General features: G+C 66.0%; 14 protein-coding genes. 7 read left to right on the top strand and 7 right to left on the bottom strand.

Annotated features, from left to right (window positions below):
• The first annotated feature begins 27 nt into the window (after positions 1–27).
• Together AB4Z00_RS20960 and AB4Z00_RS20955 are read left to right on the top strand one after the other, a co-directional pair.
• Complete coding sequence (locus AB4Z00_RS20960; protein WP_442047070.1) at positions 28–1,185, top strand: M23 family metallopeptidase; 1,158 nt, start codon at positions 28–30, stop codon at positions 1,183–1,185.
• A gap of 4 nt (positions 1,186–1,189) precedes the next feature.
• Positions 1,190–1,612: a bactofilin family protein gene (locus tag AB4Z00_RS20955; RefSeq protein ID WP_132265263.1), complete on the top strand. Its 423-nt coding sequence runs from the start codon at positions 1,190–1,192 to the stop codon at positions 1,610–1,612.
• A gap of 135 nt (positions 1,613–1,747) precedes the next feature.
• Here AB4Z00_RS20955 and AB4Z00_RS20950 read toward each other — a convergent pair whose 3' ends face one another.
• Positions 1,748–2,467, bottom strand: coding sequence for a DUF1013 domain-containing protein (locus tag AB4Z00_RS20950; protein ID WP_132264341.1), 720 nt, complete (start codon positions 2,465–2,467; stop codon positions 1,748–1,750).
• 189 nt (positions 2,468–2,656) lie between these two features.
• Positions 2,657–3,634 (bottom strand): NAD(P)H-quinone oxidoreductase, encoded by a 978-nt coding sequence (locus AB4Z00_RS20945; RefSeq protein ID WP_442047085.1) that lies wholly within the window; start codon positions 3,632–3,634, stop codon positions 2,657–2,659.
• Between the two features lie 113 nt (positions 3,635–3,747).
• Between AB4Z00_RS20945 and AB4Z00_RS20940 the strand changes: the two genes are divergently transcribed.
• From AB4Z00_RS20940 to AB4Z00_RS20920, 5 genes are all read left to right on the top strand, one after another.
• Entirely contained in the window at positions 3,748–3,966 is a 219-nt protein-coding gene (locus AB4Z00_RS20940) for a DUF1192 domain-containing protein (RefSeq protein ID WP_132264338.1), read from the top strand.
• 159 nt (positions 3,967–4,125) lie between these two features.
• Complete coding sequence (gene clpA, locus AB4Z00_RS20935) at positions 4,126–6,495, top strand: ATP-dependent Clp protease ATP-binding subunit ClpA (protein ID WP_132264336.1); 2,370 nt, start codon at positions 4,126–4,128, stop codon at positions 6,493–6,495.
• 93 nt (positions 6,496–6,588) lie between these two features.
• Entirely contained in the window at positions 6,589–7,593 is a 1,005-nt protein-coding gene (locus AB4Z00_RS20930; RefSeq protein ID WP_442047069.1) for a ligase-associated DNA damage response exonuclease, read from the top strand.
• Positions 7,594–7,786: 193 nt separating this feature from the next.
• Positions 7,787–9,379, top strand: coding sequence for a cisplatin damage response ATP-dependent DNA ligase (locus tag AB4Z00_RS20925; RefSeq protein WP_442047068.1), 1,593 nt, complete (start codon positions 7,787–7,789; stop codon positions 9,377–9,379).
• An 84-nt stretch (positions 9,380–9,463) separates the two neighbouring features.
• Positions 9,464–9,859: a group II truncated hemoglobin gene (locus AB4Z00_RS20920; protein WP_442047067.1), complete on the top strand. Its 396-nt coding sequence runs from the start codon at positions 9,464–9,466 to the stop codon at positions 9,857–9,859.
• 34 nt (positions 9,860–9,893) lie between these two features.
• On the opposite strand, the gene AB4Z00_RS20915 is transcribed toward AB4Z00_RS20920, so the two are convergent.
• From AB4Z00_RS20915 to AB4Z00_RS20895, 5 genes are all read right to left on the bottom strand, one after another.
• On the bottom strand, positions 9,894–10,175 hold the full coding sequence (locus tag AB4Z00_RS20915; RefSeq protein ID WP_442047066.1) for a DUF167 domain-containing protein: 282 nt from the start codon (positions 10,173–10,175) through the stop codon (positions 9,894–9,896).
• Positions 10,175–10,738, bottom strand: coding sequence for a gamma carbonic anhydrase family protein (locus AB4Z00_RS20910; RefSeq protein WP_442047065.1), 564 nt, complete (start codon positions 10,736–10,738; stop codon positions 10,175–10,177). Before AB4Z00_RS20910 ends, AB4Z00_RS20915 begins: the two co-directional genes overlap by 1 nt.
• Positions 10,739–10,768: 30 nt before the next feature.
• On the bottom strand, positions 10,769–11,335 hold the full coding sequence (locus AB4Z00_RS20905; RefSeq protein WP_442047064.1) for a GNAT family N-acetyltransferase: 567 nt from the start codon (positions 11,333–11,335) through the stop codon (positions 10,769–10,771).
• Between the two features lie 4 nt (positions 11,336–11,339).
• On the bottom strand, positions 11,340–12,335 hold the full coding sequence (hemB, locus tag AB4Z00_RS20900) for a porphobilinogen synthase (protein WP_442047063.1): 996 nt from the start codon (positions 12,333–12,335) through the stop codon (positions 11,340–11,342).
• A gap of 83 nt (positions 12,336–12,418) precedes the next feature.
• Positions 12,419–14,005 (bottom strand): M23 family metallopeptidase, encoded by a 1,587-nt coding sequence (locus tag AB4Z00_RS20895; protein ID WP_442047062.1) that lies wholly within the window; start codon positions 14,003–14,005, stop codon positions 12,419–12,421.
• Positions 14,006–14,063: the final 58 nt, after the last annotated feature.

The raw sequence follows: 14,063 nt of genomic DNA, 5'->3' as shown, positions 1-14,063 counted from the left end.
CACGCCGAGAAACTACGCGGGGTCGTTTTGAAATCAACATCTGCCGGGACGCTCAAACGGCGTCTCAAGGCGGCGTTCCCGGATCGCGAACTGATCGTGCGATCGCAGGGGCAGGTCCGCTTCATTCGTATCTCGTCGGGAATGCAGAAGGCCGCCGCCGGCGTGGCCGTCTCGCTGCTCGGCGCCTGGTGCGTCTCGATGGGCGCCCTGGCCTTCTCGCAGTTTTCGGCAACCAGCGAATCCGCCGCCCTGGCCACGCGTGAGGCGCGTGTCGCCGCCGCGGCCAGCAACGTCGAAAAGTATCGCGACAATCTGGACGGCACGGTGGCCGACCTCGCCCGCCGCCAGCAGTTCATCGAGAAGATGATCGACGCGCACATCGGCGAGCTTCCCGAAGAAGCCCCGGCCGAGGACGCAGCGAAGGCCGATCCGGCGCAGGCCGACCCGGCAAAGGCCGGCGAGCCCGCCCGCAAGATCAGCGCCGTCCTGCCCGAGGCCGGCAAGCTGGCCCGGCTCGAAGCCGGGCAGATCGCGCTCGTGGAACGGCTGACCCGCTATGCCGACCACCGCGCCGCCCTTGCTTCCGACACGATCCGCAAGCTCGGCCTGAACCCTGCCCCGATCATGGCCCGCGCCCGCTCCAAGGTGGCGGAAGGTGGTCCGCTCGAAAGCCTCGCCACCGCGGCCGACGGATCTCTGGATCCCCGCTTCCAGCGCCTGGGCCTCAGCCTTGCGCGCATGGACGCGCTGGAGAACGGTCTCGCCTCGATCCCGCAGGTGCAGCCGGCCCATGTCGCCTACGTCTCCTCCAGCTACGGCTACCGGTCCGACCCCTTCACCGGCGGCGCCGCGTTCCATGCCGGGCTCGATTTCCCCGGCCCGATGGGTTCGCCGATCTACGCCGCCGCCAAGGGCAAGGTGTCCTTCGTCGGGCAGCGCCAGGGCTACGGAAACTGCATCGAGATCAGCCATGGCAATGGCCTGATGACCCGCTACGGCCACCTTTCCGCTTTCGGCGTTCGCGTCGGGCAGGAAGTGGACGGCGGAACCCGCATCGCCGCGATGGGCAGCACTGGCCGCTCCACCGGCTCGCACCTCCACTTCGAAGTGCGCGTCAACAATCGCCCGATGAATCCGCGCCCCTTCCTGGAGGCCGCCCGCAATGTTCAGCAAGAAGCCCGATAACACCATGGTCAAGAACTTCACCAGCCACCGCACCGGCCCGACCTCGGGCTTCTCGATGCTCGGCAACGACATCACGCTCACCGGCAATGTCGAAGCCTCCGCCGATCTCCATATCGACGGACGGGTGATCGGCGACATCACCTGCAAAGCGCTCGTCCAGGGCGAGGAGAGCGAGATCTCCGGCGGAATCTCCGCCGAATCGGTCCGCATCGCCGGAATCGTGCGCGGCACCATCGCCGCCCGCGAAGTGGTGATCCTCAAGAGCGCGCAGATCATCGGCGACATCGCCTACGATGCCCTCACCATCGAGCAGGGCGCGCGCCTCGAAGGCCGGCTCAGCCCCAATGGCGGCCAGATGCCCCCGGCCCTCGCGCGCCTGCCGCACGCTTCCGCGGAAGCCGAAGTGGAAGTGCTGGCCGCCGAGTAAGCGGCCCGCATCCCCGACGCGGGAACGCAGACAGCAAAAAGGCCCGCGACAGTCATCTGTCGCGGGCCTTTTTTCGTTCCGGTGAAGGATCGCTGCGCGCCGGATCGCTCCGGCGCACCGCGTCGACGGGATCGATTACTCGCCCCGGTCTCCGCCCGTTTCGCCGGCCGCCTCGGCGGCACGCTTGGCTTCGAGCCAGGCAGCGACTTCGGCTTCCTGCGCGGCTTCGCTGGCGGCGCGCGATGCGGCCTCACGCTCGGCGCGCAGTTCCTCGATCAGGGCTTCACGGTCGTCGGTCAGACGCTCGTCGTTCTGGCCGTCATCCTGGATGCCTGCCTTCTTCGCGGCCTTGAACACGATGGCATCGAGTTCGCGCTGCGAGCAGAGGCCCAGCGTAACCGGGTCCTTCGGGGTGATGTTGGCGATGTTCCAGTGCGAACGGTCGCGGATGGCCGCGATCGTGTTGCGGGTGGTGCCGATCAGCTTGCCGATCTGCGCGTCCGACACCTCGGGGTGGTTACGCAGGATCCAGGCGATGCCGTCCGGCTTGTCCTGGCGCTTGGACACCGGGGTGTAGCGCGGGCCCTTGGTGCGGTTCGAAGTGACCGGCACCTTGTGCATGCGCAGCTTGTATTCGGGGTTGGCCTGCCCCTTTTCGATTTCTTCCATCGTCAGCTCGCCCGAACGAACGGGGTCGCGGCCGGTGTACTTGCTGGATGCCAGATCGTCGGCCATCGCCTGCACTTCGAGCATGTGCAGGCCGCAGAACTCTGCGATCTGCTCGAAGGTCAACGCAGTGGTGTCGACCAGCCAGGAGGCGGTCGCGTGCGGCATCAGCGGAGTGGGCTGGCTCATGTCTCTATCTCCGGCGGAAACAATAAGGGCCGCCCCTTCGCGGAGCGGCCGTACAGAGCCGATTTAGGGAAACTTTGCGCATTCGGCAAGCAAAAGCCTAGCTTTCGGCAACTCTATTATCCATGCGGCTCGACTGACCGCGAGCACGRTTCGTGCCCGGACGCCTCCAGGCAGGCGCGCCGCAGCCGCTCAGACCTCCAGCACGATCTTGCCGATGTGATCCCCCGCTTCCATCCGGGCGTGCGCCGCAGCCGCCTCCCGCAAGGGGAAGCGGGTATCCATCACCGGACGCAGCGCGCCCTCCTCCACCAGCGGCCAGGCATTGGCGCGGATTTCCTGGGCGAGCAGCGCCTTGAAGGAATCCGTGCGGGGCCGCAGGGTCGATCCGGTCAGGGTGTAGCGGCGCGCCATGACGACGGCCATATTGATCTCCGCCTTCGCGCCGCCCTGCACGGCGATGGTGACGTGGCGGCCGTCCGGCGCCAGGCACTTGAGGTTTCGCGCGACATAGTCGCCCGCGATCATGTCCAGCACCAGGTCGACGCCCCGGCCCTCGGTTATCCGTGCGACTTCCTCGACGAAATCGGCGGCCTTGTAGTCGATGGCATGATCGGCGCCGATCTCCAGTGCGCGGGCGCATTTGTCGGGAGAGCCGCAGGTGACGATAACGGTCACGCCGAACTGGCGGCACAGCATCGTCGCCATCGTGCCGATGCCGCTGGTGCCCCCGTGGATCAGGATGGTCTCCCCTTCCCGCGCCCAGCCACGTTCGAAGACATTGTGCCAGACGGTGAACAGCGTCTCCGGCAAGGCGGCTGCTTCATCCAGGGCGAGCGAATCGGGGACCGGCAGGCAGGTGCCGACCTTGGCGATGCAATATTCGGCATAGCCACCGCCCGCCACCAGCGCGCAGACCTTCTGCCCCGGCGCGAGTTCGGTCACCCCTTCGCCCAGCRCCACCACCTGGCCCGAGACTTCCAGCCCCGGCAGCGGCGATGCGCCGGGCGGCGGCGGGTATTTCCCCTGGCGCTGCACGACGTCCGGCCGATTCACGCCCGCAAAGGCGACCTTGACCAGAACCTCGCCCGCTCCGGGTACCGGCACGGGCACGGTTACGGGCTGGAGAACCTCGGGACCGCCGGGTGCCTCGAAGCCGATCGCGGTCATCATTGAGGGTGAGTTAGCTAACATACTTATCCTGTTGCCACAGTCCCACTTTGAAGTGGAACATATTTTCTGGCCATTGACAGTCCCAAAGTACAGTCCGATGCTGCGGTGCAATGGACGAGGACGATCGACCGCGGCGGCGGTCGCCCGAAGGTGACTTCGGAGCTGCCAGCCTTCTCGCCAGCGAAAGCCTGGATCGCTTTTCGCTGGACGAACTCGACGCACGCGTTGCCCTGCTCGAATCAGAGATAGCCCGCATCAAGGCGCATCGCCACCAGGCCTCCGCGCATATGCAGGCCGCAGAAGCGCTGTTCAGGCCGAAGCAATCATGATCGGCGTCACTCTCCTTCACGGTAACCTCGCAAGGACCCGGAGCGTCCCTATATATGAGTTGAAACGAAGCCCGGCCAAATTCGCAAGGCCAGCAAACTCCCCTACAAGGCCAGAAACCGCCGCAAGGAGAGTCCCCCTCCCAAATGAAAGTCTTCTAGATGCCTAGTTTCGCGCAAAGCCTGGAAAAGACACTGCACTCGGCCCTGTCGCACGCTTCCGAGCGCAGCCACGAGTATGCCACGCTGGAGCACCTGCTGCTCGCCCTGATCGATGATCCGGACGCGGCACAGGTCATGCAGGCATGCGGCGTGGAACTTGGCGACCTCGGCGACGTGGTCCGTCAGTACCTCGACCAGGAATACCAGTCGCTCAAGACCGAGGAAAAGGGCGATCCCGCCCCCACCGCCGGCTTCCAGCGCGTGATCCAGCGAGCGATCCTGCACGTCCAGTCCTCAGGCAAGGACACCGTAACCGGCGCCAACGTGCTGGTCGCGCTGTTCTCCGAGCGTGATTCCTATGCCGTCTACTTCCTGCAGCAGCAGGACATGAGCCGCCTGGATGCCGTCAGCTACATCAGCCACGGCATCGGCAAGGGCGGCAAGCGCGTAGAAGAACGCAATTCCAAGGGGTCCGAGGAACACGCCCCCACGCCCGAGGAAAAGGCCGAAGCCAAGAACGCCAGCAAGAAGGATTCGGCGCTCGACCAGTTCACCGTCAATCTCAACGAGAAGGCGCTGAACGGCAAGGTTGACCCGCTGATCGGCCGCGGCCCCGAAGTTGACCGCACGATCCAGATCCTCTGCCGCCGCTCCAAGAACAACCCGCTCTACGTGGGCGACCCGGGCGTCGGCAAGACCGCCATCGCCGAAGGTCTGGCCCGCAAGATCGTCGAGGGCGACGTGCCGGAAGTGCTGGCCGAAGCGGTGATCTACTCGCTCGACATGGGCTCGCTGCTGGCAGGCACGCGGTATCGCGGCGACTTCGAGGAACGCCTGAAGCAGGTCGTCTCCGAACTGGAGAAGATGCCGCACGCGATCCTGTTCATCGACGAGATCCACACGGTGATCGGCGCCGGCGCCACCAGCGGCGGCGCGATGGATGCCTCGAACCTGCTCAAGCCCGCGCTTTCGGGCGGCACGATCCGCTGCATCGGATCCACCACCTACAAGGAGTTCCGCAACCACTTCGAGAAGGACCGCGCCCTGCTGCGCCGGTTCCAGAAGATCGACGTGAACGAACCCACGGTGGAAGACACCATCAAGATCCTCAAGGGCCTGCGCACGGCCTTCGAGGAGCACCACAAGGTCAAGTACACGCCTGACGCGATCAAGACCGCCGTCGAGCTTTCGGCGCGCTACATCAACGACCGCAAGCTGCCGGACAAGGCGATCGACGTGATCGACGAAGTCGGCGCGATGCAGATGCTGGTGCCCCCCAGCCGCCGCAAGAAGACGATCACCGCCCGCGAAATCGAGCAGGTGATCGCCACGATGGCGCGAATCCCGCCCAAGTCGGTCAGCTCGGACGACAAGAAGGCGCTGGAGAATCTCGAACGCGATCTGAAGCGCGTCGTGTTCGGCCAGGACAAGGCCATCGGCGTGCTCGCCACCGCCATGAAGCTCAGCCGCGCGGGCCTGCGCGATCCCGACAAGCCGATCGGCTCGTTCCTGTTCTCCGGCCCCACCGGCGTCGGCAAGACCGAAGTCGCCCGCCAGCTCGCCTCGATCATGGGCATCGAGCTGAAGCGCTTCGACATGTCGGAATATATGGAGCGTCACTCGGTCAGCCGCCTGATCGGCGCGCCTCCGGGCTATGTCGGCTTCGACCAGGGCGGCCTGCTGACGGATGCGATCGACCAGAATCCGCACTGCGTGCTGCTGCTGGACGAAATCGAGAAGGCCCACCCGGACCTGTTCAACATCCTGCTTCAGGTGATGGACAACGGCCGACTGACGGACCACCACGGCAAGACCGTGGACTTCCGCAACGTGGTCCTGATCATGACCACCAATGCGGGCGCATCCGACATGGCTCGCCAGGGCATCGGCTTCGGCGACACGTCCAAGGCAGATGCCGGGGACGAGGCGGTGAAGCAGATGTTCACGCCGGAATTCCGCAACCGTCTCGATGCCATCGTGCCCTTCGCCTACCTCGCCAAGGACACCATCAGCCGGGTGGTGGACAAGTTCATCCTCCAGCTGGAACTGCAGCTGGCCGACCAGAACGTCCATATCCAGTTCGACTCCGACGCCCGCACCTGGCTGGGCGATCGCGGCTACGACAAGCTCTACGGTGCGCGTCCGATGGGCCGCGTGATCCAGGAGAAGGTCAAGCAGCCGCTGGCCGAGGAGCTGCTGTTCGGCAAGCTGAACCACGGCGGCGAAGTGCATGTTTCCGTCAAGGATGACGGGCTGAACTTCGAACTGACGCCCGCCGCGCCCAAGATGGTGAAGGGACGCAAGGCGCCCGCCGCCAAGAAGTCGGCGAAGAAGCCCGGGCCGCCGTCGGAAGCCAATGCCGACGACTGAACCGGGTCGTCACGGCCAATCATCCCGGACCTGATTCGGGATGACGAAATAGAGGGGGCGGGAACCACGCGGTTCCCGCCCCATTTTTCATGCATGGCCCGCGATTTCTCCTGGATCAGACCCGAACCCTGGGGAATTCACGTCGTCCCCGCCGACTGCTGGATCGACCCATCCCGCCCCGTCGACCGCGCCCTGGTGACTCACGGCCATTCCGACCACGCCCGCGGCGGTCATGGCGAGACCATCGCCACCCCGGAGACCCTCGCGATCATGAAGTTGCGCTACGCAACTTCCGAAGGCGCCGTTCCAGTGGCCTATCACGAGACCCTGAGCCTGCGCGGCGGCGTGTCCGCAACCTATATCCCGGCCGGACACGTGCTGGGCTCCGCGCAGATCCTGCTGGAGCACGCGGGCGAGCGCATCATCGTCACCGGCGACTTCAAGCGCCGGGCGGATCCCACCTGCCCGCCTTTCGAAGTGACGGCTTGCGACGTCCTCATCACCGAGGCGACTTTCGGCCTCCCCGTGTTCCGCCACCCGCCCGTAGAACATGAGATTGCCAAGCTGCTGGCCGTCCTCGCCGCCAATCCCGAACGCTGCGTGCTGGTGGGCGCCTACGCTCTCGGCAAAGCCCAGCGCCTGATCGCCGAGCTGCGCCGCGCGGGACATCATGACGTCATCTATCTCCACGGCGCGATGGAGCGCATGTGCCGCCTTTATGAAGAGCTGGGCGTCGATCTCGGCGACTTGCGGCTCGTCAGTGACGTCACGAAGGCAGACCTTGTCGGCCGAGTGGTGGTCGCGCCGCCTTCCACGCTCAACGACCGCTGGAGCCGCCGCCTGCCGGATCCCATCACCGCCATGGCTTCGGGATGGATGCGGGTACGCCAGCGCGCCCGCCAGCGCATGGTCGAGCTGCCGCTGGTGATCTCCGACCATGCGGACTGGGACGAACTGACTCAGACGGTGATCGACGTGAATCCGGCCGAGACCTGGATAACGCACGGCCGCGAGGAAGCGATGCTGCGCTGGTGCCAGCTCAACCAGCGCCGGGCGCGGGCACTGGCGCTGGTGGGATACGAGGATGAAGATGATTAACGGGACTCCCGCAGAGGCGCCAGGAGGATGCCCCGCGTCGCAGGCATGCTTCCGCTTTCCGGCATCGCGCCACGCGCAAGCACATGCTCCGAGAGTGGATTCCCCGCGAACGTTGCCTCTTCGCGCCTTTGTGCCTTTGCGCGAACGGGCTGCTCTCTTCGCTGCGCCACCGCGCTTCCGCGTGCCATCATAAATGGAACGTTTCGCCGCCCTTATCGACTCGCTGGTCTACACCCGCAGCCGCAACGCCAAGCTCAAGCTGCTGGCGGACTACTTGCGCGAGACTCCCGATCCGGACCGCGGATGGGCCCTGGCGGCGCTCACCGACGGGCTCGACTTCCCCGCCGTGAAAAGCTCGACCATCCGCAACCTGATGAGCGAGCGGATCGATCCGGTGCTCTGGACGCTGAGCCGCGACTACGTGGGCGATTCGGCGGAGACCGCCAGCCTGCTCTGGCCCACCCCGGATGCTCCGCCCGATCCGCCGACCGTAAGCGACGCTGTCGACGCGCTCACCCGCATGACTCGCGCCAATGTCATGTCCGAACTGCCGCGCCTGCTCGACCGTCTCGACGCCGAGGGGCGCTATGCCCTGCTCAAACTGGCGACGGGCGCCATGCGGATCGGGATTTCGTCCCGCCTGGCCAAGACCGCCTTCGCGCAGGCTTTCGACGTCTCGGTGGAGGATGTCGAGGAGCACTGGCATGGTCAGCAGGCGCCTTACAGCGCCCTGTTCGACTGGGCGGCCCATGGCGCCGCCGCCCCTTCCTCCGAAGACCTGCCGCTGTTCCGGCCGTTCATGCTGGCCCATCCGCTGGAGGATGCCCAGCTCGACCTTGCGGACTATGCGGCCGAATGGAAATGGGACGGCATCCGCGTGCAGGTGGTGCGGGTCGCAGGGGATACCCGGGTCTATTCCCGCTCCGGCGACGATATTTCCAGCACTTTTCCCGAAATCGCCTCTGCGCTCGACCTCGACGCCGTGCTGGACGGCGAGTTGCTGGTGCGCGGCATCCACCAGGGCGGCGAGGAAGGCGGCGCGGCCAGCTTCAATGCGCTGCAGCAGAGGTTGGGCCGCAAGACCGTTTCGAAGAAGATGCTGGCGGAATCTCCCGCGTTCGTGCGCCTCTACGACACGCTCATCGTCGAAGGCGAGGATCTGCGCACCCTCCCCTGGCGCGATCGCCGGGCTAGACTCGAAGCCCTGGCGGCCCGGCTTGACCCGCAGCATTTCGACCTGAGCACGGTCATCCCGGCTGCCGACTTCGCGGAACTCGCCGCGATCCGCGAGCGGGCCCGAGATGATGCCATCGAAGGCGTCATGCTCAAGCGGCGCGACAGCCCTTACGTCGCCGGGCGCAAGACCGGGCTCTGGTACAAGTGGAAGCGCGATCCGCTGCTGATCGACTGTGTGCTGATGTATGCCCAGCGCGGCAGCGGCAAGCGATCCTCTTTCTATTCCGACTACACGTTCGGCTGCTGGGACGGCGACCCGGATGCCGGCGCCGAACTGCTCCCGGTGGGCAAGGCCTATTTCGGCTTCACTGACGAGGAGCTGAAATGGCTGGACCGGCATGTGCGCAACCATACGGTCAATCGCTTCGGCCCGGTGCGGGAGACGGACAAGTCGCTGGTGCTGGAAGTCGCCTTCGATTCGGTCCACCTCAGCAAGCGCCACAAGTCCGGGCTCGCCATGCGTTTTCCGCGAATCCATCGGATCCGCATGGACAAGCCCGCGCATGAGGCGGACCGGATCGAGACTCTGAAGGCAATGGTCCGCGATTGACCGCGATCAAGTTCCACGTGGAACAGATCGGCTATATCCTGAGGCTCTCCCCTGCCCCCGGACAAGCCGCCGAAAGAGCCGATCATGACGAAACAACCCGAGGCCCCTGCAACACCGCACGATCTGCTCGGCGGCGCTCCGGCATTCGAGGCAATTGCCCATCGCTTTTACGACCTGATGGAGCAGGACCCGGCCTATGCGCAGCTTCGCGCCATGCATGCCGAGGATCTCGCGCCGATGCGCCGGTCTCTCCCACGTTTTCTGGCGGGCTGGGCCGGCGGCCCGCGTGACTGGTTCGAAGCCAATCCCGGCAAATGCATGATGAGTCTGCACCGGGACTTCCCGATCGACCGCACCACCGCCGATCAATGGGCCGAGGCCATGGCCCGCGCCATCGCCGAGGTCTCGCCGCAGCCCGAGAATGTCGCAAATGCCATGACGGACGTGCTGACCCGCATGGCCCGGAACATGGCGCGCTAGCGGAGCTGCCGCGGTTTTGCCGCGATGGAAGCCGTCAAAGTTCCACGTGGAACTGCTTCTCGCGCGAAGTTGCGCCGCGCAACAAGGCCAGGCGGGACGGCGCCAGACCCAGGGCCGCCGCCAGCAGAACCCGCACCGCCTCGGTCGCCTTGCCATCTTCCGGCTTGGCCCGGACTTTTACCAGCAGACGGCCTTCCGCGATCTCCAGTCCTTCCATCTTCGCGCCCGGCGTGACCCGCACGGCAAGCCGGCTTTCGGAATCGATCAGGTCGCGGAGCGCCGCGGCCGGCGGCAAGGCGATCCTTGGCTTGGCCATCAGGGCGTAAGGCCCAGCGCCTTGGCATGGAGGCGGCCGTTCACGACATAACCCTGCACGCCGGCCTGGTTCGCAGCGATGGCTTCTGGTTCCAGGTCCCGCAGATACTTCGCCGGTCGCCCCATCCAGAGTTGCCCCGCGCCGATGCGTTTGCCGGTAAGCTGCGCGCCCGCCGCCAGCATGCCGTCGGATTCGATGTGGCTGCCGTCCATGACGATCGCCCCGAGACCGACGAATGCGCGATCCTCCAGGATGCAGCCGTGGACCATCGCCATGTGCCCGATCAGCACGTCCTCGCCGATCAGGGTGGGATAGCCTTCCGGTCGGACAGGCTTTGGGCTGTCGCAGTGAATGACGGAACCGTCCTGGATGTTCGTCCGCGCACCGATCACCACCTGGTTCACATCCGCGCGGATCACGCAATTGTACCAGATGCTGACGTCCGGGCCGATCTCGACATCGCCGATGATGCGGCAGCCGGGGGCAATGAACGCGCTCGAATGAATGCGCGGCGCCTTGCCGTGAATGGCGACGACGGTGATATCGGTTCGGCTGTCGATCATGCTCTCTCCCCCGCGCTCGATAGGGCTCGTCTATGCGGCCCATTCCTCGCGCGTGATCGAATAAACGATCGTATGGCGCAAGGGTGGCTCGAAACGCAGATCGTCGTAATCGAGATCCTCGCGGCGGCGCATGCCCAGCCGGCGCATCAGGCCCCAGCTCGCTTCGTTGCCGATCACGGTGATCGCGAAGATCTCCTCTGCCCCGAAAGTGCCGAACCCGGCATCGAGCGATGCCAGGGCCGCTTCCTTGGCATAGCCTTTTCCGTGCGCGTCGCTGCGCAGACGCCAGCCGATCTCGAAGGCTCCGAGGAACGAGGCGCCCGGGGCGTCGATCTTCTTCAGCCCGCAGAAGCCCAGCATCTCACCCGAGAGATCGCCGCCGTCGGCCAAGCGCTCGACAATCCAGAAGGTGTGGCCATATGTCTCGTGGAACCCCAGCATGCGGGCTTCCGAGGCCGCCAGCCGCTCCGCGTCCATCACGCCGCCGAGCCAGCGCATGACGCCGGGCGTATTGGTCACTTCGGCAAAGCCCGCCATATCGCCCGGCTGCCAGTTGCGCAGCACGAGGCGATCCGTTTCCAGGCGGAAATCGGTCATGACGTCATTTCCGCAGCAGGCGCGCGGCATAGACCGCGTGGTACGTCAGCACGCCCGAGCAGCCGGCCCGTTTGAAGGCCAGCAGCGTTTCCAGCACCATGGCATCGCGGTCCGCCGCGCCGGCCGCCACCGCCGCCTCGATCATCGCGTACTCGCCCGAGACCTGATAGGCGAAGACGGGAACCTCGAAGGTGTCCTTCACCCGGCGCACGATATCCAGATAGGGCAGGCCCGGCTTGACCATGACGCTGTCCGCACCCTCGCCCAGATCCAGCTCGACCTCGCGCAGGGCTTCCTCGGTGTTGGCCGGGTCCATCTGGTAGGTCTTCTTGTCGCCCTTCAGCAAGCCGCGCGTGTTCACGGCATCGCGGAACGGGCCATAGAAGGCCGAGGCATACTTCGCGGCGTAGCTCATGATCTGGACATTGACGAAGCCCTCGTCCTCAAGGGCGTCGCGGATGGCGCCGATGCGGCCGTCCATCATGTCGGAGGGGGCAATGATGTCCGCGCCGGCCCGCGCCTGATTCAGGGACTGGCCGACCAGCACTTCGATCGTCTCGTCGTTCAGCACGTAGCCGTCATCGCCGAGCAGGCCGTCCTGCCCGTGGTTGGTATAGGGATCGAGGGCCACGTCGGTCAGCAGGCCGATACGATCGCCGAGTTCCGCGCGGATGGCGCGCAAGGCGCGGCACATCAGGTTGTCAGGATTGAGCGCCTCGGCCCCGTCGTCGCTGCGACGCTCGGGCTGGGTATCCGGGAACAGCGCCAGGCAGGGAATGCCGAGGTCCGCAGCTTCCTTCGCCCGCTCGACCAGGAGGTCCACCGACCAGCGCGACACGCCGGGCAGCGAAGCGATGGGCTGTTCGACGCCCTCGCCCTCGGTCACGAAAACCGGCCAGATCAGGTCGGCGGGGGTCAGCACCGTCTCACGGTGCATGGCGCGGCTCCAGGCCGTGGCGCGCGCGCGGCGCAGGCGGGTGTGGGGATATGCTCCGGTCATGGCCGGAGTGATTGCCGCAAAAGCCCAGCCGGTTCAATGAGACGGACTGTCCTAGGCGAGACGACCTGTCATGGGCCGCCCGCTCACTCGGCGGGCTTGGGCGCCAGCCGGTCGATCTCGCGCTGCATATCCGAAGACGCTTCGACGGGCCCCTCGATCGTGCCGAGCGCCTCGCCTGGCTGAACGCCCATGAGCGCGGCCAGCCTGGCCCTGAAGGCGTCCTTCTCCTTGCCGTCAATCTGCGGACGCGAGACGAAGCGGAGGCCGGCGGGGTTGATCGTATGGCCGCCGCGATAGGCTTCGAAATGAAGATGCGGTCCGGTAGAAAGGCCGGTCGAGCCGACATAGCCGATCACCTGCCCCGCCTTGATCCGGGCTCCGCGTTTCACCGCGATCCGGCTCATGTGGCCATAGCCGGTGTCCAGCCCGCCACTGTGACTCAGGCGAACGTAGTTGCCGTGGCCGCCGTGCCGACCGGCGAAGTTCACGACACCGTCCGCCACCGCATAGATCGGCGAGCCATAGCGCGCGCCATAGTCGATGCCCGCATGCATGCGCACGAAACCGAGGATCGGATGGCGGCGCTTGCCGTAAGGCGACGTCATGTGTCCCGCCACCGGCATGCCCCCCGGCGCGCCTTGAGGCTGGGTCAGCGCGGACGAGGCGATCATCTCGCCGTCCTTGCCCCAGCGCAGCAGTTGGACGCGCGGCTTTCCGCCATGGTCGAGCCCGGCATAGAGCAAGTTGCCCACTTCGCGCTCGCCTTTGGCAGAGCGCTTATAGCCGATGACGATGTCGAACTGGTCCTGCGCGGAAATATCGCGTTCCAGGCTGAGATACTTGTCTATCGCCCGCAGGTAATCCTGGATCGCGCCCACCGGAGCCCCGGCATTGCGCGCCGAGCGGTAAAGGCTGGAACCCACGGTGCCGCGGATGCGCAGCGGGGTTTCGTCCACGCGAATGGGATGGCGCACGAGCGACAAGGCACCGGCCGGGCCGCGCTCGATGGAAAGGTCGAGATCGAAGCGGGCGCGGAAGTCCATCGAATCGAGCGCCCGGGGGGCGTTCGGCACCGGACGGCGGCCCATGGTGATGTCGAATCGGGTTCCCGAGGAGAGATCCCCTACCGGAACGGCCTGGCCGATCAGGCCGGAAATCTGCGAGACGTCCGCGCTGCCCACGCCGACACGTTCCAGCATGCGCGCGAAACTGTCGCCCTGCCCCAGGGTCGAGACGAGTTGGATCGAGGGCCGCTCCGGCACATTCGCCAGCGGCCGCACCAGCGGGCTGGCACCCATGTGGCGGCCGCTGTCGGCACCGAGCGCCAAGGGGGAAATGGTCTGGCTGCGAAATTCGTCCCGGCTGCGCGCCGCGATCGGCGACGTAGTGGCGGCTTCCACTGCGGAGAAATCCGGCCAGAGCGCAATTGCGGCTGCGCTCAGCCCCAGCATCGTGGCGAGACCGCGATACCAACGGCGACTGCCGATGTCCGATGCGAGGTCCGGAGCGATCTCCACTTCATGGCACCAACGCTCAATCCCGCGCTTCCACCGCGCGAGAACGGGCGGCCTGGCCGGTGCCTCGGCAATCATCTGGTCGTGCGAAAGCGCCGCGACGCGCGCGGTTGCTCCTCCAGCGTGATCCCCGGCCTGATCGAGTGCCTTGAACAAATCGAGTCTTCCCCGCGACCACTTCCGGCATACCCTCGGAAGTGCTGCAAATCGCCTG

The sequence above is a fragment of the Novosphingobium sp. YAF33 genome, assembly GCF_052113265.1.
GTDB lineage: Bacteria > Pseudomonadota > Alphaproteobacteria > Sphingomonadales > Sphingomonadaceae > Novosphingobium.
The sequence above is the reverse complement of the archived record's forward strand: the minus strand, read 5'-3'. Positions and strand labels throughout refer to the sequence as shown.